Below are 20,633 nucleotides of genomic sequence, written 5' to 3' on the forward strand. Positions count from 1 at the left end.
TTGAGCCTTTCTCCTTCGATTCACATTGAGGTGAGTTCGGTTGTATGGGAGGGCCAAAACTGCGGAAACGCTTGAGTTTGCTTCATGACCCAAACGGGTCAAGAGAGAACAATCCAGCCAACGCTTCCGGCCTGTTCTGGAATCTAACGAAGTAACCGTGAGTTCGCGGCTGTGTGAACTCCTGCAGTGAAAGAGCGGACTGGGTGAACTTAATTGAAAGCTAGATTCCTGAATTCTGCCTATTTGGCGGTGTTGCTCGCCGTAGTCTGCAGTTCTTACGCGCAGACGTACCAGATCGGACCTGAAACTCAAAACCAAAATTCAAAGCCGGGACAGAAGCAATCGCAGAAGCAGACACCTGCGCAGGAGCCAAATCTTGGATTCGGCTCGAACATTGAGAACGCGCGGCTGGGGCGCGCGGCGGAACAGGCGTTGCAGCGCGGCGACAAGGTTCGCGCGTTGGAGTTTGCTCAAAGAGCGGCACAGGCGGCGCCGAATGATGCGCAGCTGTGGTTCCTGGTGGGATATGCGGCGCGCCTGAATGCGCGGTATCAGCAGTCGGCAGATGCGTATGCGCATGGGCTGCGGATCAATCCTTCTTCGCTGGAGGGGCTGTCGGGCCTTGCGCAGACCTACGCGGCGATGGGGAAAAACGACCAGGCGGAAAAGCTGCTGAAGCAGGTGCTGGCGGCAAGTCCGAAGCGGGCGAATGATGCGCTGGTGCTGGGCGATATCTACATGCGGTCGGGGGATTACAACTCCGCGCTCGATGCGCTGAACCAGGCGGAGCGGGCACATCCCGATGCGCGGTCAGAATTGCTGATGGCCATCAGCTACGAGCACCTGAACAAGCCGGACATGGCGAACAGGTATCTGGAGGCGGCGAGGAAAAAGGCGCCGGACAATCCAGAGGTGCAGCGGGCGATGGCGGGGTACTACCGCGAAGAGGGCAAGTACGACCAAGCGGTTGCAGCGCTGAAGTCGATCAAGCATCCGCGGCCGGACGTGGTGGCGGAGTTGGCGTACACGTATCAGCTTGATGGGAAGCTCGATGAGTCGGCGCGCACGTATGCGCAGGCGGCGAACGCGGTGCCGAAAGATCTGAATCTGCAGTTGTCGGCGGCACAGGCTGCGGTGGCGGCGGGTACGACAGGGCAGGCTGACGCGTTTCTGCAGCGGGCAGCGACCATTGACGCGAATAACTACAGGCTCCACGCGATCAAGGGAGAGATTGCGCGTATTCACGATCAGGCCCCGGAAGCAATCAACGAGTACAAGACGGCGATTGCGCATCTTCCCGCAGAGCCGGTCGAGGGGCCGCTGTATGGAATTCAACTCCACATGAACCTCTCGGATCTGTACAAGTCGCAGCGTGACGATCAGGATTCGCAGCGCGAGGTGGCGACGGCGAAGGAGCAGATCGACAAGCTGAACGAGCAGGGTGCGAACAGAGCGCCATTCCTTCGGCTTCGGGCACAGGTGAAGCTTGCTTCGGGAGATCCGAATGGAGCGCTGGCCGATGTGAGAGATGCGCTGGCAATCGACAGCCGCAATCCGAGCGGGCTGCAGCTCAACGGCGACGTGCTGATGAAGCTGGGACGCACGGAAGAGGCGATTGCGACGTACAAGAAGATTCTGGCGATCGATGCGAAGAATCGTTTTGCGCTGACGTCTCTCGGCTATGCTTCGCGGGCGGCAGGACGCGACGAGGATGCGGAGAAGTATTTCCAGCGACTGACGCAGGTGGATCCCAACCTTTATGTCGGGTATGCGGCGCTTGGCGATCTGTACACCGCGCGCAAGAAATACAAACAGGCGGAGAGCGCGTATGCAAAGGCGTACGACCTGTCGCCGAAGAACGCGATGGTCGTTGCGGGTGCGATGAACGCGGCGATCGAGGCGCACGATCTGGGACTTGCCGGGAAGTGGATGGCGCGTTCCACGCCGGAGATGGCGAGCGAACCGCAGTTCCTGCGTGAAGAGGAGCGGTACTTGAGCTTCCGCGGGGATTATGAGCAGTCGGCTAAGGTCGCTCAACAGGCGATCAAGGTTCTGCCGCACGATCGCGACGTTGTCGTCTACCTGGGGTACGACCTTCTGCACATGGAGAAGTGGGACGAGTTGCTGGCTCTGACGAAGCAGTACATGACCGTGCTGCCGAAGGAACCGGATATTCCGCTGCTCGAGGGATACGTCTACAAGCACCTGGGCAAGTCGGAAGAAGCGGAGCAGGATTTCACCGAGACGCTAAAGCGGGATCCGGAAGTTGTAACAGCTTATGTGAACCGCGGTTATATGCGGAACGACATGCATAAGGCAGATGCCGCGTCAGAGGACTTTGAAGCTGCGCTGAAGCGGGATCCGAAGAACGGCGAAGCCAATCTTGGACTTGCGTATGCCGATCTGAATCTGCACAAGTCGCAGGCCGCAATCCGCCACGCAAATCTCGCGGAGCAGATCATGGGCGACTCGAAGAACGTGCACGTAATTCGAGCCACTGCGTACGGACGCGAGGGCATGCTGACCAAGGCGGCAGTCGAGTACAAGGCCGCGCTGAAGTTTACGCCTGACGATCCGGCGCTTCATCTTGGGCTGGCGGGAACGCTGTTCGGTGCGCGCCGATACCACGACGCGATTGATGAGCTGAAGGTGGCCGAGAAGTACGGCCCGGAGAATCCGGCGATTCCCGCGATGCTGGCACGTTCTTATGCGTTCCTGGGCCAGCGGGATCAGACCTTCCAGTATGTGCAAGTGGCGGAGAAACTCGCTGCTGCCGCACCGCCGCCGGATAATCCGTACGCGGAGTCGGTGCAGAGCGAGACGTTCATCTCCACCGGGCAGGCGCTGGCGGAACTCGGCGACCAGAAGGCCGCAATGGGACGGTATCGAAAGGCGTTGGAGCTGCCGCAGGCGAACCGCGTCAGTGTGAGACTTGCGATTGCACAGACGATGGCGCAGCAGGACCGGAACGATGACGCGCAGCGCGAAATTGCGCTGGCCATGATGGAAGCCGCATCGGGCGATTCCCTGCCCCCAACCGGCAGCCAGTACATCCAGGCTGCGGATATCTTCCGCTCTCTGCACGATTACGAGCTGTCGGAATCGTACATCGAGCATGCCAAGGCCGCGGGAGCTCCCGACTCGTCTGTGCGTATCGGGCTTGCGAATACGTACCTGGCGCTGGGAGAGACCACGAAGGCGAATGCCGAGCTTTCGGCGATCAAGCGAGATGCGGAGAGCGCTCCGGACTATCAATACCTGCTGGCACAGGCGAATCTTTACCGGCAGCAGCATCGCAACGTGCAGGCGCTCACCTCGTTCGCACAGGCTTCGAATGCTGAAGGCGAAGACGAGTCTGCAACAACGAGCCTGCTGCAGGCAGGAGCGAACGAGGGGTTGCGGATCACCCCGCAGGTCAGCGTTTTGTCGGACTTTCTGATGGAGCCGATCTTCGAAGACTCGTCGGTCTACGTTCTGGATTCGAAGCTGGATGCGACGTTCGCGGTTCCGAGCACGACGCCTTCCCTGCTGCCTCCGCCGCGCTCGCAGCTGCAGACGCAGTCGACGAATGCGTTCCATTTGCACTTGGGCAAGCTTCCGGAGCCGGGAGGATTCTTCCAGATCCGGAACAGTCGCGGTCAGATCTCAGTGCCTGCGACTAACTCGATTGCAAATCGTGACACGACGGATTGGACGCTGAATTTCGCGCTGAATCCGAGCGTGAACCTGGGCCGCAATGTGATGACCTTCAGCGGCGGCGTGCAAACGACGATCCGTCGTGATTCGCGTTCGCCGCACGAACTGAACCAGAATCTGCTGCGCACGTTCCTCTACATGGATACGAGCTCGTTCTTCAATGCGATTTCGGTGAACGGGTATCTGATCCGCGAGAGCGGTCCATTCACGGAGATCAACGAACACTCGCGCGCTCTGGCGGGAGCATTGAACTTCCGGGTGGGCACACCGTGGGGCAAGAACACGCTTGTGACGGGCTGGGGAGCGAACGATCAGGTGTTTCACCCGAACGAGATCGAGGATTACCTTACGTCTTCGTACGTGGGGTGGGAGCATCGCTTCAATGAGCGGCTGATGGTGCGCGGGATGCTTGAAGATCTGCGGGCGTGGCGCGTGGTTCAGGGACGCTCCGCGATCGCACAGGATGTGCGTCCGGCGGCGTCGGTCGACTTCAGGCCGCGGAAGAACTGGGAAGTTCAGGCGAGCACCGCATTCTCGAGCCCGCGCAGTTTCCACGTTTACGACGCAACACAAAACGGATTTTTGGTTTCATACGCAAGACCGTTCAAGCGGAAGTTCCGCGACGACTCGGGCGAGCTGATGCTTCAATACCCCATCCGGTTCTCAGGCGGGGTGCAAACAGAGACTTTCTTCAATTTCCCGGGCGGACACAGCCAGATACGGCCGTTCATCCAGGTAAGTATCTTCTAGGGGTTATAGCTAAGATGAAAATTTGTCTAGTAGGAACGTTTCCCCCGAGCGGTCGACAACTCAACGAGTACTCATTTCACATCGCGCGCGAACTGAAGAATCGTCCGGATGTGGAACTCACGATTCTGGCCGATGAACTCACGCAGTATGACTTCGCAACCGATGAGAATGGCAAACCCATTGAAGTGGGAGCGCAACCGGAACTGCCGGGGTTCAATGTCGTGCGGTGCTGGAAGTTCGCATCGATGTCGAATCCGGTTCGCCTCTTGAATACGATTCGCGCGCTGAAGCCGGATATCGTCTGGTTCAATCTCGTTTTTTCATCGTTTGCGACGCCGGAGAATCCGGTTGCCGCTTTTGCAGGGTTGTCGATCCCGGCGATGGTGCGCGCTGCCGGTTTCTATACGCACATTACGCTGCACCACATCATCGAGCATGTTGATTTTGCGGCGGCGGGAGTGAAGCGAGAGCGGCTGTATCAGCTCGGTTCGGATTTCGCAACACGCGCGCTGCTGCGCGCCAACTCGGTGACGGTGCTGCTGCCCGGGTACCGGCGCACACTGGTGAACAAGTACAACGCGCAGAATGTGCTGCTGGGAACGCATGGGACCTTCTCGTCGGAGCCTGAGCCGCCCGACTTCAGCAAGCGCGGGAATCCGCACCAGCGCATATTGGCGATCGGGCACTGGGGAACTTACAAGCGGCTGGAGACGCTGATGGCGGCGTTCCAAATCGTGGTGAAGGAGGTGCCGGAGGCGAAGCTGGTGGTCGCGGGCGCTAACCACCACACGCGCGCCGGCTACTGGGAGTCGATTCGCGATGCGCAGCCACCGGAGCTTCCGATTGAGTTCAAGGGATACGTTGCGGAAGAGGCGATTCCGGATTTGTTCCAATCAACCTCGATCCTCGTACTGCCGTATGACTCGGCAACCGGATCGAGCGGCCCCGCGCACCAGGCGTGCGAGTTTGGAGTGCCGATTGTTTGCGCGGACATTCCCGACTTCCGCGGGATGGTGACTGATGAAGACATGGCGGTGCGCTTCTACGAGGTCGGCAACCACGAAGACCTTGCGCAGCAGCTCATCAAGATATTGAAGTCGCAGGAACTGCAGCACAGCATGGCGGAACAGAACTTCGCGGCCGGCGTTCAGATGACGATGAAGAACGTGATCGCGAATTATTTGCGGTGGTTCAAGCTGCAGAAGGCGAAGAAGAAGATTCTGAACGGCATTTCTCCAGTTGGTTCGCACATTCCGTGGACACAGGCAATGCGCTCGAATGAACGTTCGCCGCACTGGGGACTGGAAGAGACTTTCCCCGATGAGAACGCTCATGCATCGCCTGTCCTGGTTGACGAGAACGCGAAGGCAGCGCCCCAGAAGGAGGGGGTGGAGGAGTACCAGGCTGCCAAGGCGGGAGCCTCAAAGCGCGCATAACGCAGGCATTTTGTATTTGCCGCGGTCGGTTTTACGACGCCTCTACAGCAGAGCTGAGTTGACGTTCATGAGATGTATGAGCCTGATTGCCTCTGGCCCGCGCACGGGTCGCCAGAGCTTGAAGGCTGAAGGAGAAAGCACATTGGCAATCGCGCGTTTGCACAGCAGATCGTTATCTCGAGCGCTGTTCAGCATGGTTTCTCTCGCCTGCATTGGGGTGCTGTCTGGATGCGCCTTGTTTTCGGGGAGCGGCACCCTGCGAGTGCCGACCGTGACGATTACGGCAAACCCGGGAACGGTTGCGGCCAATCAAACCGCTCTTCTGACCATCGCGGCGAATGACGCGGTGACCCTCACGATTACGGGGAGCGATGGGACGACTTACAGTCTGGGCACGACGGGGGGCGTGGAGGCGGTAAAGCCGGCCGCGACGACGACTTATACCGCAACAGCGACGAACGCCAAAGGATCGACGACGGCGACCGCCACGGTGACAGTATCTGCAACGCAGCCGACAGTGACGATTACGGCGAATCCGGCATCGATCACGAGCGGCGCGTCATCGACTTTGACGGTGACGGCGACAGCTGCCACGCAGGTCACCGTGTCGGGGACAGACGGCAGCAACTACTCGCTTCAGCCGGCAGGCGGAACACAGACGGTGAACCCAACTGCGACCACCACGTACACGGCAACCGCGACTGGAGCCGGCGGGAACGTGACCGCTACTGCGGAGGTGACCGTTCAGCCGGCAGCGACGCTGCAATCGATCAAGCACGTGATCTTCATGCTGCAGGAGAATCACACGTTCGACAACTACTTCGGCATGCTGAATGTGTACCGGCAGAAGAACTCGTACAACAAGGGCGACGACGGCGTTGACTACGAGGTGGACGGAATTGACGACAAGCTCGGCGGCATTGTGAACAAAAACGACGAGGGCACGCCCTTTCAGCTATTCAAGTTCACCAGCACGTGCATTGACGACGAGAGTTCCGACTGGCTGGCAAGCTACGGCGACGTGAATCCGTTTGATTTCTCTGCAGGCCGCAAGATCGCGATGAGCGGATTTGTGCATGACGCGGAGGGATACGCGAAGAGCTGCGCGGCGAATGGAGCGATCTGCTCTGGCACATTTACGGACACCGCCGGCCAGAGGGCGATGGGGTATTACGACGACACCTTCCTGAACTACTACTACTACATGGCTTCGCAGTTCGCGTTGTCGGATCGTTGGTTCTCGCCGATAGCGAGCAAGAGTGTCGATAATCGCATTGCGACATTCAGCGGCGGAACGACTCAGGGTCTGGTGAAGGATCCGGGCGAGGATCATCTTCCCCAGCTTGCCCTGCCGAATATCTTTCAGGAACTGGACGGTGCGAATGTGCCGTGGAAGATCTACTACACCTCGACGCAGGGACTTTGCCTGGTGGGTCAGGATGGGTGCACGGCGGGCGGATCGCAGTATCCTGCAACCGACTTCTCGAATTTCGCCTACTCGGCCAAGTATCTTTACGCGAACAAGGATGGAGCGGCATGCACCGCGCCAACACAGGCGTCGAGTGTAGTGGGCGACTCGTCGAATTCGTTCTGCATCGACCCGACACACATTGCGCCGCTGTCGGCGTACTTTACGGATCTGACAAACAACACGCTGCCCAGCTTCGCGTTTATTGAAGCGGGATACGGCAATAACGACGAGCATCCGGGATCAGGGCAGTCGATCCTGACGGGCCAGGCGCAGGTTGCGAATGTGATCAATTCGCTGATGACCAGTCCTTCGTGGAGCAGCTCAGTGTTCTTCTTCAGCTACGACGAAGGCGGCGGCCCGTACGACCACGTGCCTCCGGTGCCGGGGCACTCTAACGACTTTACCGATACGACGCTGGGTTCGATTGCGGATATCTCTCAGATTGCGGTGAACCCGGATGCGTACAATCCGTGCGTGGCGCCGGGAGGAACTCCGACGACGCACTGCGATCTTGGAGCTTCCGATCCGGGAGCGAATCCTGGGGATGCGGCCGCTGCCCAGGGATTTGCGGCGCAGCTGGGATTCAGACTGCCGAACTTCATCGTGTCGCCTTTCACGCGAAAACACTACGTTTCGCATACGCCGATGGATCACACGGCTGTGATCAAGTTCGTGGAGGACCGGTTCATCGGGAATGGAACGCACTTGACGGCGCGCGATGCAGCACAGCCGAATCTGCTGGAGTTTTTCGACTTCAGCAAGTCGCCGTGGTTGACGCCGCCGAGTCCGCCGAAGCCTGTGACGGCGAGCTCGTTCTCGAGCGATCCGTGCACTCCGGCGAGTTTCGCACCGCCGGCGACGACTACCACACAGCCTGCGATCAGCCCCGCGAATTAAGCGCGCGGGGGGTGGATTGCCTGGCAGCGGTTCGTGTAAACCGCTGCTTTGGCTTTTGAATGGGAGTGCTTGAGGGTTGTCGAGCTAGGAGAGGCGGACGTTCGAGTTACTCGGCGGTAACGGTTTCGGCGAGGTAGCGCTTGCCATCGTATGCGGCGGTGATTCGTACGTGCTGGCCGGGGCGGATGGCCTGGATCGATGCTATGGATCCGGGGTTGAAGCCGATCTGGTAGGTCTGATTGTCTCTGGGGTCGAGGACCATCATGGTTCCGGCGCGCGAGTCGAGCGAGACGAGATTACCGGAGAAGACGAAGGTGGATCCGGGAGTGGCGAGGACGCTGATGTGCGTGGCGATGGCGCGTCCCTTGCCGTCAGGGTCGAATTGCAGAGAGATGAGCGAGCCTGGCTGGAGGTCGCCCGGGCCGGCGGGCGTAGGTGTTGAACTGCCCTGCCCCGTTCTCTCGAACGTCGTGCTGCTGGAGACTTTGAGACGAAGGGGATCGCCACCGCGTTCGCCAACGATTTCGAGGTTGCCGCTGGTCGGGTCGTAGCTCTGAACCTGACCGCTGTAGTCGCCCTTTTGCAGCTGGGAGAGGATGTGCACGCTGATGGCGAAGACTTTTGTGCCGTCGAGGGCGGTTTGCACGGAGGCGTGCTCGGCGGGATGGAGTTGGTTGAGCGAGATGCGCTTGCCGTCGACGAAGAGCTGGGTGCGCTGGTCGTAGAGGATGCGCATTGGCTTTTCGCCGACGATGTTCAGCGTGAAGCGGTCGAGGACTGGATCGATGTCGCGGATGGAGCCACCCAGGATCGTGCTCTTCCCTTTGGGGAGCGGCGGGATGGTCGCGACGGACTTCAGGTGGGTTGTTGGAGTGACTTCTGGTTCAGCTGAGGAGGCCTGCGATTGGGCGTCGGCCCGGCCGCCGAGAGAAAGTACTACCGCTCCCAGCAGCGCAAATTGAGGGATTCGATTCATTCGGTCTTGCACCTATCAAAAAAAAGGAGAGTCAGACGATTGGTTAGATGGCGTTTGGGTGGCAGCCGTTGGTCACGGGCTCACATTCCACTTTAGTGGCAGAGCAACACAGATCAGAAATGGGCATCTAACTAGTTGTGCAGGTTTATCTGTTTTCCCCTCAATTCTGAGCCGCTTCGATAGGAGATAGCCGGTGGGACTAAGAAATCCAGTGCGATTTGCGGGACTTACGCTTCTGGCGAGTTCGATGCTCGCTGTGGGCTGGGCTGCGGATACGCACGTCATCAAGATCCCGCGGCGCAGCGAACTGACTCCGGTACAGCGGCTTAACCGCCGCGGGGTTGAGGCGATCAGAAAGCGCGACTATAAGGGCGCTGAAGGGCTGTTCTACAAGGCTTACCTCTACGATCCGGCAGATCCGTTTACATTGAACAACCTTGGGTACGTATCGGAGCTCGAGGGAGATCTGGATAAGGCGCAGAAGTTCTATGGACTGGCAGCGGAGCAAGGCTCGAATGCCACGATCGACTTCAGCAGCGCCAAGAATCTGCAGGGCAAGCCGATGCGCGATGCCGTGGTGAATCTGCAGGACACCACGATGCGGGTGAATCGGCAGAACATCAATGCGATGCGGCTGCTGTCGCAGAATCGCGGTTTTGAGGCGCTCGATCTTTTGAAGAAGACGCTGGCGCTGGAGCCGAACAACACGTTCACGCTGAACAATCTTGGCGTGGCGAGCGAGTCTGTGGGCGACTTCAACAGCGCGCTGCGCTATTACCTGACTGCAGCGTCGTCTCACTCGACGGAGCCGACCATTGTGGCGGCGGATCGCGCGTGGCGCGGCAAGTCGGTGAGCGACATGGCGGCCGCGAGTGCGAAGCGGCTTGAGAAGCGCATCCAGAATACGGGTTCAGCTGCTTCGCAGGCGATCATGCTTTCGATTCGCGGGGTGTTCGAAGCGAACCACAACGACTGGGATTCAGCGCGGCAGGACTTCATGAAGGCGTACTCGCTCGATCCGAATAGCGCTTTCACGCTCAACAACCGTGGATTCGTTGCGGAGCAGGAAGGCGACCTGGAGACGGCGCAGTACTTCTACAGCAAGGCGCAACGGGCTGAGAATGCCGCGGCGAGCATCGGGCTGGCAACGCAACTGGCCGCGCAGGGACAGAGTCTCGATGCGGTGGCCGGTGCGAGCAACAGCAAGGTGGATGACGCGCTAGAAGTCTACAGCCAGAAGCGCCGGCAGGAACAGGCACCCGTTGAGTTAACGCCTCGTGGCGCGGCCCTGGAGCCGAGCGCTCCGGCTGCAAAGCCGGCAGAGCCACAGCTCGAAACGCGTCCGCAACTTTAATCCTAATTCTGAGAGAAGAGAGAAGAATGCAATCTCTGTTGAGTAACAAGTCTCTGGACCTCCTATCCCGGCTGCTGATCATGCCGGGCGACAATCTTGCTGCGGGCACGATCACTGCTGAACTTGAGCAGAGCGTACTGCAGATTTCGAAGTCCGATTTCGATGCCCTGGTAGCTCTCGCCGATACGAATCACGTTATCGTTCGCGCACTCGACGTTTTCCGGAAGATTACTGCGAAGGCAGGCGACGCTGAACGTACGGCGTGGGCGGATGACGCGCTCACGGCGGAACGTGCGCGTATCGACAATGCGGTTGCGCATCTGTTTCAGATTACGAATGCGTTTACGAACCGCCAGTACTCCGTTGCGGTGATCAAATCTCTCGATCACATGCCGGACCTGGGGAGCGATCTCGACCTTTTCACGAATGCATCGCCGGGCGAAGTGATTCAGCTGATGCGCGAAGAGTTTCACGCCATTCCGGACGACCGGAGCTGGGGCGACCGGCTTGCCGGCAAGTGGAACTTCATTGTTCCGGGTCTGCCGGAGCTGGTGGAGATTCACGTTCAGCGGCTGGGCCAGACGGGAGAGCAGTTCGCGATCGCATCTTCGCTGATCGATCGTACACGCTGCATCACGGTGGGAGAGCTGATCTTCCGCGTGCCTGCGGTATCGGATCGGCTGATGATTTCGACGCTGCAGCGCATGTACCGCCACTTCTACTTCAGGCTGTGTGACGTGATTGACAGTGCGCAGCTGGTGGAAGCCGGGATGGTGGACTACGACGACCTGTACGTCGCCGCAAAGACGGCGGGCATCTGGGAAGGGATGGCTACCTACCTGGCCATCGTCTCCGATTATGTGAAGCGCTTCCGCGGGACCGGGCTCAACATTCCGCAGTGGGTTTTGAAGGCCGCGCGATTCGACGGACGCGAGATCTTTTTTGCGAAGGACTTCCTTCGCGTACCGATTCTTCCCCAGTCCGCAATGCTCTACGGAAAACAGCTTGCCGGCACGTTCCGGCGGCGACAGATTTACAGCGGCGCTCGACTGAGCCTGCTGCCATGGCTTGCCACCGCAGCACTGGTGGGGCAGAAGATCACCGGGAGCGACAAGGGGATCTGGTGATTCAACTTGAAGCCAGAGACGGCAACGTCTCGGGCGAGAACAGAAACGCTTTTTCGGTCGCAAATATTCATCATGGGGGAGGCCGGAAGCAGTACAGAGCCGGGATAATTTATGGGTGAATTCGGGTCCAAATCGCGTAAAGCCAATTCGAAGATAAGACCGTTTTCGAATGCTTTTTATAACACCTCATCGCTTGCAGTAGATCTGCGCGAGGATGAGGCTGAGAAACCACGCACTCTTTATCTTGTTCCCAGCACGCCCGTCGCAGAGCGGGTGAAGCCGACGTCGATACCGACATTCGGCGGGCTCGATTCCGCACTGAAGGAGCGCGATCCGAAGTCGCGCATCATTTCGGCGATTGTGCACGTGGTGGTGATCGGCGGCATTCTGTATCTGGGAATGCGGATGACCCCGGTAATCAAGCCGGCGATGAACATGAGCCACGTGGATTTTAAGCTGTTCGCACCTGCACCTCCGCCGGCGAAGATCCTGCCGGTTCCGAAGGTGGCGCACGGCGGCGGCGGCGGCGGTATCCCTCAGCCCAAGCCGATCGAAGTGCAAAGGGGTACTCCGCCGGTTGTGGTGTCCAAGGTGCAGCTGAATGCTCCGCAGTTGAAGATCGACAACCCGAAGATGGCGATTCAGCCGACTGTGAACGTTACGCTTCCGGATCAGCCGAAGATGGCGAACCTGGGCGAGAGCGACTCGCCGCAGATCAAGCTGGCTTCGCAGGGTAGCGGTCAGGGCGGGTCGTTCGGACACGGGCTGGGCGGCGGCTTCGGCGCGGGCAAAGGCAACGGCGTGGGCGCTGGTCAGGGCGGCGGATACGGCGGCGGCCTGATGAGCGTTGGCGGCGGCGTGAGCGCGCCTTCGGTGCTTCATTCGGTTCAGCCGGAGTTCACGGAAGAGGCTCGGCAGGCGCAGTTCCAGGGCACCTGCTCGATTCAGCTGATCGTGGACGCGCAGGGCAATCCGCAGAACGTGCACGTGACGAAGCACCTCGGCATGGGCCTGGACGAGAAGGCGATCGAGGCTGTTCGTCAGTACAAGTTCAAGCCGGCGATGTACGATGGGCATCCGGTGGCGGTGCAGATCGTGGTCGAGGTGGAGTTCCACTTGCACTGAGGTCACCAGCGAGTCGAGCAAGAGACGAAGGGCGTGAGATTTGATTCTCACGCCCTTTCACTTTCCGTCGGCTTTGGCTAGATTGGCTCGATCGGCAAGAGAACAGAAAAGACCGTTCCGTGGCGGACCGGGTGGGTGGAAGAGCGCACCACAATGCGCCCGGAATGCTTGTCGATGATCTCTTTGCTTACCCACAGGCCGAGACCGGTGCCGGTTGCTGGCTTGGTACTGAAGAAGGGTTCGAACAGATGCTTTTGAACGTCCGGCGTCATGCCGTGTCCGGAATCGGCAACCGTAATGCGCAGGAATCTTCTCCCGCTTTCCGGGTCGGTGCAGATTCTTTCCCGGATTGAAATTCGTCCGTTGCTGCCGATCGCCTCCAGCGCATTACGGAGTAGATTGGAAAACACCTGCCTCAGATCTCCCGGGTATCCCATGATCTTCGATTCGGGCTGAAGATCGCGCTCGAGAACAACGCCCGGTTCAGCGAACCTAGTGCGGTAGAGCGCGATGACTGAATCGAGCAGATCGGCAGTGATCACCTCTACGCGTCCTTTGCTCTGTCTTTGGAAGTGAAGGGTCTGAGTGGCGATGTGGGATACGCGCGAGAGCTCTGCCTGGGCCGATCTCAGAAACTCCCGGCTCCGCGGCTGCATCAACTCGTCCATCTCCATGAGATAGAGGAGGTTCGTGATCGCCTCAAGCGGATTGTTGATTTCGTGCGCGATGGAAGAGGCGAGACGACCCACAGCGGCAAGCTTCTCATTCTGGCGGAGTGCTGCGTCAGATTTCAGCTTCAGAGTGATGTCACGGAAGAAAGCCGCCAAACCCTCTTCTGTTGGGTAGGCGTGAACTTCGAACCACTTGTCCAGAGGAGCTGGGTAATACTCATTGAACTGGACACTCACGCCCTCATCCATCACGCGGTGGTATTGTTTCCAGAACGCTCTGCCTACAGCGTCGGGGAATTCCTCCCACACGTTCTTCCCGATCAGATTGCGCCCGCCTGAAATCATCCGCAGTGCATTCGGGTTCAGATAGGTGAAACACCAATCTCGATCCAGCACGAAGACGGCATCGGTCGTTCGTTCAAGAACTTGTCGCGACCGGTTTTCGCTCGCACGGATCGCAGCTTCACTCGCGGCGCGAATCTCAGCGACTTTCAGGACCGCGCGAACCCGGGTCACCAGTTCGCGGCTTGAGAAAGGCTTGCTCACATAGTCGTCCGCTCCTGCTTCGCGGCCCTGAATCTCCATCTCAGTCCCCGCGCGCGCGGAAACCATGATCACCGGCAAGCTCGCGAGTTCAGGATTCTCCCGGATTTGCTTGAGCAGCTCATAACCATCCATGACGGGCATCATGGCGTCAACCATCACCAGGTCGGGACGGCTGCTTGCGATCCGCTGCAGCGCCTTGCTTCCATCCCGGGCGATTTCGATCTCGAAGAAGGGCTCAAGGAGACGCGCCATATACTCGCGCATGTCTGCGTTATCATCCACCAGCAACACGCGTCTGCGTCGGTCTGCCTTAACCGCAGATTCGTTTGCAAACGCTTCAGGCAAGGAGGAGATCTGAGATATCAGATCGCCGGCGGGCGGGTCATCAATCCACCGGAGTGCTTCCGCAACAAACCCGTCAACTCTTAACGAAGCTGATGATGAAACATTGCTGTGGCTCACCTGCTCGGGATCGAGGTGCGCCGTTCCCTTAGGGAGGCGAATCTCGAACCGCGTTCCCACGCCGGGCTCGCTCGTGACCTGAATTGACCCGCCATGGATCTTGACGAGTTCGTTCACCAGCGCGAGCCCTATTCCTGTACCTTCGTAGCTCCGCCCTCTCGTGCCCTCGATGCGGTGGAAGCGTTCGAATATCCTTGGGATCTCCTCGGACGGGATCCCTACTCCGGTGTCCGCTACATTGACGCAGACGCTGTCTGCGCTCTCATCAATCGAAACCGTCACGCCCCCGCTGAAGGTAAATTTGAAGGCGTTGGAGAGCAGATTCAGCAAGATCTTCTCCCACATCTCCCGGTCTATATAGATCTTTTCAGAGAGCGGTTCCGCATCTGTTGAAAGTGACAGACCCGCTTTCTCGAAAGTGGATCGGAACCCGCTCGCAATTTCCGCTGTCATCGAGACCAGGTCAACTGCCTCAAAGTTTGCATTCGCGCGGCCAGCTTCAATCCGGGAAAAATCGAGCAAGTTGTTCACCAGCCGTTGGAGCCGGATGACATTGCGCTTGGCCAACTGGATGGTTTCGCGATCTGCCCTGCTGAGGGATTCGGAGTTTGCAAGATCATCGAGCGGACTTGCGATCAAAGTGAGGGGCGTCCTGAACTCGTGGCTGATGTTGCTGAAGAAGACGGTCTTGGCACGATCCAACTCGGCAAGCGACTCGAGACGGCGACGCGCGTCCTCATAGGCGCGAACACTGGCGATGCGGCCACCAATGGTCTGGGCGCACCGCACCAGGAACTGCTCCATCGCGGTGTCAAACTGCTTGCGAGGGTTGACGCCCATCACAATGAAGCCGACGGGCTGCAATGATGTTCGAGTGAAGGGAATGAGGACGGCCTCTGCAGGTGGATCCGGCCATCCACCGGTCGGGATCTGAGCGAATCGCTGGGCCAGATCGGGCACATGCTGGAGCGGCGAGCTCTCAAGGGCGCTTGAAACCGGCCACGCACCTTCATCCGAGATGGGGAGAGTGACTGGGCAGATTGGGTCGCCGGCCTCTACTCCGGTGGCCGCAGCCAGCCTGGCAGTCGCCCCAGACTCATCGACAAGATAGAGAGCTGCGAACGGAATGTCGAGATTGTTCCTGCCCAGGACCTCAGCTGCTTCTATGCAGACTTCTTCCGCCGTGTGAACATTCGGATCGCTGGACCCAAGATCGCGGACTGTCTTCAGCCGCCGCTGTTCGAGAACCGAACCGGTTATCTCCGTACACGTGACAAAAACGCCGCCAACCTTGCCCGGATCGTCATCAGGGATAGGGCTGTAGGAGAAGTCATAGTAGCACTCCTCCAGATATCCGTTCCGGTTGAGATACAAAGCCTGACCGAGGAGCGTCGTCTCTTGTCCGTGCTCCAGAACGCGGAGAAACATTGGGCCGATGAACTCCCAGAGTTCGGGGAATGTTTGGGGTGTTCCGTTGCCCAGGGCGGCTGGGTGCTTGAGCTTGCCCAGGATAGGTCGGTAAGCGTGGTTGTAGATCTGAATGAACTGGGGTCCCCATGCGATGTACATGGGGTATCCGCTCCCGAGCAACATTCGGGCAGCGACTCGGAGAGAGCGGGGCCAGCCGTCGGGACTGCCGAGTGGAGTACTCTCCCAGTCCAACTCGCGCATGAGGCAGGCCATCTCTCCGGAACCGGAGAACAGACTGAGGTCAGGTTGTTGGGCGGTACCGAGAACCTCTTCCATGCTTCACGTACATCCCGACAGCTGTCGACGAGTTGACAGGTTCAATCCGAGACGAAGATCCGGTCACGGGACATCGTGTACGGCGAAGCGACTGGACCTAATTCCTAAACCGGGTTAACGGCAATGATGCGACTACCGGATCGTAAGTTGCCCGACCAGAAGCCGAATCTCTCACGATCGAAAATTGCCAGCTAGGGCTTCGGTGCGGTTTGTGCGGTCTGGCCGGCTGGGGCGCCGCCCGGCTTGGCGTAGTAGCCGCGGCGGGTTCTGACGCTTAGCTTCATTCCCTTTTTGCCGATTGCCTCTACGTGAACGACGCGGAAGCCGCTTTTGCCGCTCAGGTTCGTCGAGTGATAGCCGATGGTGTACTGGTTGCGGATATCGCGGGCGACGTCAGAGGCGATGGAGTTGACCTCTTCAAGGGAGCGAGGGAAGTATGCGACGCCGCCAGTGTCGTCGGACATGGTCTGCAAAGCTTCGTGCGCGCGCTGGTATTCGCGCTGGTCGGCATCGTAGAGCAGGCCGATGGAGTAAACGACGGGTCCGCCGAGATCCTGCACGCGCTGAATAGTTTTCTGCTCCGTGAGGTGCGAGGCGTTGTCGGCGCCGTCGGAGACGACGAGGAGAACCTGCTTGGAGTAGGTTGCGTGCTTGGAGAGCTCGTCGGCCGATGCGGCTATGGCATCGTAAAGCGCCGTGGTGCCCCTGGAATCGAAGTGCGAGAGGCCGCGATCGAGGGAGACGAGATCCTTTGTGAAGCCCTGGTCCAGATAGGCGTGGTCGTTGAAGTTGACGACAAAGGCTGTGTCCTGACGATTGGACTCCCGCATGAGTTCGAGCGCTGCGTGGTTGATGGCGGTGCGCTTGTCGTGCATGGATCCTGAGTTGTCGATGAGCAGGCCGATGGAAACGGGCTGGTCCTGATGACGGAAGGAGCTGACTCGCTGAGGAGCGCTGTCTTCCCATACGCGGAAGTCGGCCTGCGTGAGGCCCTCGACTGGATGGCCCTTCTCGTCGATCACCGTGCAGTTGAGGAGGACTTCGTCGACGTTTTCATGCAGCGTGTAGACGCCGTTCTGACCCTTTTGAATTTCGCCGGCCTTGGCGGGAGTATTCGACGTGTTGGAACCGGCCGTCTCGGCGACGGGAATGGGGTCGGGCGAAGGAACAGGGTCGCGATCGGAGGCGAGGTCGGGCTGTATTTCGGGACGGCGCGGGTCGCTCTGGCCGGGGGCGGCTTGGCCGGCAACGGGGCCGGACCTTGGTGCAGCGGGCGCGGTGGCCTGCGCAGTGGCAAGAATTGAAGCACCGCAGAGCAGAACCGCTACCGCAACGAGATTTTTGGCGGAAAAGGACACAAGGCGACCGTACGAAACGCAATAGCGCATCAGTGAGTAAGATGCGGCGAACGCGCCTGCCGTCACTTGCGGGGTAAGTAGATTCAAGGAAAAGTGAAGATGAGGCGAAGATGCGCCCGGGGCGGAGTGGAGCTGCGGCGGCGAAGCGGACTCTGTCGCGACTACTGCTTCTGGCGATCGTCTTTGCCGCGCTTCACGCATTCGGCGCGGATCTTTTCGTAACGGTCGTGGAGGACGCTGAGCTCTTCGTCGCTGAGGGATTCGATGGCCATCATGCGATTGCTGGCTGCGCCGATGGAGAGGATCAGCTCGTTGAGCTTGAGGTTCATCGCCTGAGCATCGCGGTTTTGCGTGTTCTGAATGAGGAAGACCATCAAAAAGGTCACGATGGTGGTGCCTGTGTTGATGACGAGCTGCCACGTGTCGGAGTAGTGGAAGATGGGCCCTGTAGCGCCCCAGACCAACACGACGGCAATGGCTCCGATAAAGGCCCACTTGGAGCCTAGCAAGATGGAAGCGCGATTTGAGAAGCGCGCGAAGGTGCTGTGCGAGGTTTGCTCGGCTGCGGCTTCGGCGATGATGCTGCGGGCCCGGCTGCGACGATGAGCGCGAGCAGGCTGAAGCGTCGAACTCATGCTGCCGCTCCTTTCACCTGGGGTCTGCACGCATTGTCACTCGAGATGCGTGAGTGACACGTACAGGTATGTCACTGATTTGATGGAACGCCGCGAGTGCACGGTTGTACGGAGAAGGGAGTGATGCGGCTTACCCTGTGCCAGAGTCAACATCACTTCAAGGCCCAGATGCTGAGCCGGAATCGGCATGCGACAGGATTGCCGTCGTGGAATGCCGGAATGAAGTGCCAACCAAAAGCGGCCTGAACCAGTTGAGGATCATCTGCCTTGATGACTTTTGCGGAGCGCACCTTGCCGGCAGCATCAACGACGAGTTCGACGGTCTCGTTTTGCGAAGGCAGGCTACCGTCCGGGGACGTGGGACGGCGGAGAAGAATCGACTTCGGCTGTACGACGGGCGGCTCGCTTTGAGAAGAGTCGGGCGCTCCACCGTAGGGGTTGACTGTCGACACGACCGGTGAGGTCGCCACGGCATCGTAGATCTTTGCGCGGCCTCGATGATAGGGCTGACTTCGAGAGTGTTCGATATTGCGGAGTATGCCGCGACTATGGAGATCGGTAATGGCGTCGCGCATGCGTGGAAGGTCCTGTAGAGGCCAGTAATCAGACAAGGCGTTCCACGCTTGACTCTCTCGTCCGCTGTAGAGGTACGCGCAGACGAGCTCGAGTACGCTGATCTTTGTCCGGAAGAGGCGGTGCAGCTCGGCGTCTTTTCCGAGTGACTTGAGGGATAGCTTTCCATCGCTCTGTTTGAAGCCGGTGAGATCGGCCTGACTCATCTGAGAGCGAAGCCTGGCGATCAGTTCGTCGTAGTAGGGCAAGAACTCAGAGCCAACATCAACTGGATGTCCTTTTGCGAAACGAATGACGACCGGAGGGGCAAAATCGAAGTCGACGGCGGGAATTCGTTCGAAGCCGTCGATGGCTTTTGCGTCATCGGTCCAGATTTCTATTCGGCCATCGAGGTCCGTATCCGCGGCGGTGTAGGAGTCGCCGCCGGAGAGCGTCTGGAGAAGGCGGAGCGGCTTAGCGAGAGAGTAGATGCGGTATTCGACGTTCGAGCCGCGTCCCGTTTGATCGACCTGAAAGGCAACGACAGGCTTGCCGAAGCCGAGGTCTGCTCCGAGAACGTCGATCCCGATCTGGCCTGCATCGTCGGCGACGGAGAGTTCCTGACCTTTGCGTGCCAGCCTGGCACTGCAGGCGCGCTCGGCAAAGGAGCCCTTTCGCATGGGGCCAACTTCAACCGTCGTGCCGGAAAATTCGGTTTTGTACTCGCCGCTGCCGGTGTCGCAGGTGATGTCGTGAGCGCTCGCTTGCACCTGGGAATAAGCGGTGCAGAAAGCAAGGCTAAAGAGACAAAGAAGTTCGCCAGCAGACCGGACCGGAGCTTTGTTCAGGTACAGTTGCCGTACCTTTCTCATGTTTCACCAGAGAACGAGCCATTCTACAGCAGAGGGACTGAACGGCTCCGGAAGCAGGATCACGCAGCGCTGCAGATTTATGCTGTAAAGGAAGTTGCGGCGCTCGCGAAGTGCGAGAGGGATGGCGATGAAGACGATTGTGGTTTCAGATCAGGTCCGGTATCCACGGATGACGACGGAGGAATTGCGGGAGTGCTTTTTGGCGGATGGACTCTGCCGGCCGGGAGAGATTCGGTTGAGCTATGTGGATCTGGATCGGGCGGTGGTGGGCTTCGCGGCCCCGGTGAGCGCGCCGCTGAACTTGACGAGCAGCCCGGAGTTGCGAGCGGAGTATTTCACCGAGCGGCGGGAGCTCGGCGTGTTAAATATCGGCGGAGCGGGAACGGTTCGCGTGGGCGATGAGAGCTACGATCTCGAGAACCTCGATCTGGTCTATATCGGGCGCGGGAATCCTGAGATTCAATTCGAGACGAAGGACAGCGGGAATCCGGCGGTGTTCTACATGCTGAGCTATCCGGCGCACGCGGCGTACCCGGTGAGCGTGGTGCGGAGGGCAGAGGCGCAGCCGACGGAGATCGGCGCGGCGGCAACGAGTAACCGCAGGACGATCTATAAGTACATTCACATGGGCGGCGTGAAGAGCTGCCAGCTGGTGATGGGCGTGACTCATCTGCATGAGGGGAGCACGTGGAACACGATGCCGGCGCATACCCATATGCGGCGATCGGAGCTCTACCTGTACTTCGATGTGGCGGAGAATGCGCGCGTGTTTCATCTGATGGGGCCTCCTGAGGAGACGCGGCACATCGTGGTGGCGGATCGAGAGGTGGTCATCTCGCCGGGATGGTCGATCCACGCAGGTGTCGGGACGCAGGCGTACAAGTTCTGCTGGGGCATGGGTGGTGAGAATCAGGACTATGCCGATATGGATCCGGTGGACTTGAAGACCATGCGGTGAG

12 protein-coding genes are annotated in these 20,633 nt (G+C 59.2%); 7 read left to right on the forward strand and 5 right to left on the reverse strand.

The features are described from left to right. The first annotated feature begins 213 nt into the window (after positions 1 to 213). The 3 genes from DHV10_RS07370 to DHV10_RS07380 all read left to right on the forward strand — a co-directional run bounded on the left by DHV10_RS07370 (position 214) and on the right by DHV10_RS07380 (position 8,250). Positions 214 to 4,446, forward strand: coding sequence for a tetratricopeptide repeat protein (locus tag DHV10_RS07370; protein ID WP_239461324.1), 4,233 nt, complete (start codon positions 214 to 216; stop codon positions 4,444 to 4,446). A 14-nt stretch (positions 4,447 to 4,460) separates the two neighbouring features. Next, positions 4,461 to 5,882, forward strand: a complete 1,422-nt coding sequence (locus DHV10_RS07375; RefSeq protein WP_109485585.1) for a glycosyltransferase — start codon at positions 4,461 to 4,463, stop codon at positions 5,880 to 5,882. 193 nt (positions 5,883 to 6,075) lie between these two features. After that, on the forward strand, positions 6,076 to 8,250 hold the full coding sequence (locus DHV10_RS07380; protein ID WP_204101362.1) for an alkaline phosphatase family protein: 2,175 nt from the start codon (positions 6,076 to 6,078) through the stop codon (positions 8,248 to 8,250). Positions 8,251 to 8,356: 106 nt separating this feature from the next. On the opposite strand, the gene DHV10_RS07385 is transcribed toward DHV10_RS07380, so the two are convergent. Then, positions 8,357 to 9,226 carry a hypothetical protein gene (locus DHV10_RS07385; RefSeq protein ID WP_109485587.1) on the reverse strand — a complete coding sequence of 290 codons (870 nt, stop codon included), beginning with the start codon at positions 9,224 to 9,226 and terminating at the stop codon, positions 8,357 to 8,359. A 193-nt stretch (positions 9,227 to 9,419) separates the two neighbouring features. Here DHV10_RS07385 and DHV10_RS07390 point away from each other — a divergent pair, with 193 nt between their 5' ends. From DHV10_RS07390 to DHV10_RS07400, 3 genes are all read left to right on the forward strand, one after another. Then, entirely contained in the window at positions 9,420 to 10,580 is a 1,161-nt protein-coding gene (locus DHV10_RS07390; RefSeq protein WP_162601288.1) for a tetratricopeptide repeat protein, read from the forward strand. A gap of 26 nt (positions 10,581 to 10,606) precedes the next feature. Next, positions 10,607 to 11,707, forward strand: coding sequence for a hypothetical protein (locus tag DHV10_RS07395; RefSeq protein ID WP_109485589.1), 1,101 nt, complete (start codon positions 10,607 to 10,609; stop codon positions 11,705 to 11,707). 111 nt (positions 11,708 to 11,818) lie between these two features. Further along, positions 11,819 to 12,832 carry an energy transducer TonB gene (locus tag DHV10_RS07400; RefSeq protein WP_109485590.1) on the forward strand — a complete coding sequence of 338 codons (1,014 nt, stop codon included), beginning with the start codon at positions 11,819 to 11,821 and terminating at the stop codon, positions 12,830 to 12,832. A gap of 77 nt (positions 12,833 to 12,909) precedes the next feature. On the opposite strand, the gene DHV10_RS07405 is transcribed toward DHV10_RS07400, so the two are convergent. The 4 genes from DHV10_RS07405 to DHV10_RS07420 all read right to left on the reverse strand — a co-directional run bounded on the left by DHV10_RS07405 (position 12,910) and on the right by DHV10_RS07420 (position 19,674). Beyond that, a complete protein-coding gene (locus DHV10_RS07405; RefSeq protein WP_109485591.1) occupies positions 12,910 to 16,257 on the reverse strand; it encodes an ATP-binding protein in 3,348 nt (1,115 codons plus the stop codon). A 191-nt stretch (positions 16,258 to 16,448) separates the two neighbouring features. Then, entirely contained in the window at positions 16,449 to 17,645 is a 1,197-nt protein-coding gene (locus tag DHV10_RS07410) for a VWA domain-containing protein (protein ID WP_109485592.1), read from the reverse strand. A 131-nt stretch (positions 17,646 to 17,776) separates the two neighbouring features. Continuing rightward, positions 17,777 to 18,250 (reverse strand): low affinity iron permease family protein, encoded by a 474-nt coding sequence (locus DHV10_RS07415; RefSeq protein ID WP_109485593.1) that lies wholly within the window; start codon positions 18,248 to 18,250, stop codon positions 17,777 to 17,779. Between the two features lie 152 nt (positions 18,251 to 18,402). Beyond that, a complete protein-coding gene (locus DHV10_RS07420) occupies positions 18,403 to 19,674 on the reverse strand; it encodes an energy transducer TonB (RefSeq protein WP_109485594.1) in 1,272 nt (423 codons plus the stop codon). A 127-nt stretch (positions 19,675 to 19,801) separates the two neighbouring features. Between DHV10_RS07420 and kduI the strand changes: the two genes are divergently transcribed. Next, entirely contained in the window at positions 19,802 to 20,632 is an 831-nt protein-coding gene (kduI, locus tag DHV10_RS07425) for a 5-dehydro-4-deoxy-D-glucuronate isomerase (RefSeq protein ID WP_109485760.1), read from the forward strand. The last annotated feature ends 1 nt before the right edge of the window (position 20,633 follow it).

The sequence above is a fragment of the Occallatibacter savannae genome (genome assembly GCF_003131205.1).
Classification (GTDB): domain Bacteria; phylum Acidobacteriota; class Terriglobia; order Terriglobales; family Acidobacteriaceae; genus Telmatobacter; species Telmatobacter savannae.

Coding starts and splice junctions, on each gene's coding strand:
- DHV10_RS07385 (WP_109485587.1), bottom strand. CDS start 9,226: ATGAATCGAATCCCTCAATTTGCGCTGCTGGGAGCGGTAGTACTTTCT.
- DHV10_RS07415 (WP_109485593.1), bottom strand. CDS start 18,250: ATGAGTTCGACGCTTCAGCCTGCTCGCGCTCATCGTCGCAGCCGGGCC.
- DHV10_RS07405 (WP_109485591.1), bottom strand. CDS start 16,257: ATGGAAGAGGTTCTCGGTACCGCCCAACAACCTGACCTCAGTCTGTTC.
- DHV10_RS07380 (WP_204101362.1), top strand. CDS start 6,076: ATGGTTTCTCTCGCCTGCATTGGGGTGCTGTCTGGATGCGCCTTGTTT.
- DHV10_RS07420 (WP_109485594.1), bottom strand. CDS start 19,674: ATGAGAAAGGTACGGCAACTGTACCTGAACAAAGCTCCGGTCCGGTCT.
- DHV10_RS07410 (WP_109485592.1), bottom strand. CDS start 17,645: ATGCGCTATTGCGTTTCGTACGGTCGCCTTGTGTCCTTTTCCGCCAAA.
- kduI (WP_109485760.1), top strand. CDS start 19,802: ATGAAGACGATTGTGGTTTCAGATCAGGTCCGGTATCCACGGATGACG.
- DHV10_RS07400 (WP_109485590.1), top strand. CDS start 11,819: ATGGGTGAATTCGGGTCCAAATCGCGTAAAGCCAATTCGAAGATAAGA.
- DHV10_RS07395 (WP_109485589.1), top strand. CDS start 10,607: ATGCAATCTCTGTTGAGTAACAAGTCTCTGGACCTCCTATCCCGGCTG.
- DHV10_RS07375 (WP_109485585.1), top strand. CDS start 4,461: ATGAAAATTTGTCTAGTAGGAACGTTTCCCCCGAGCGGTCGACAACTC.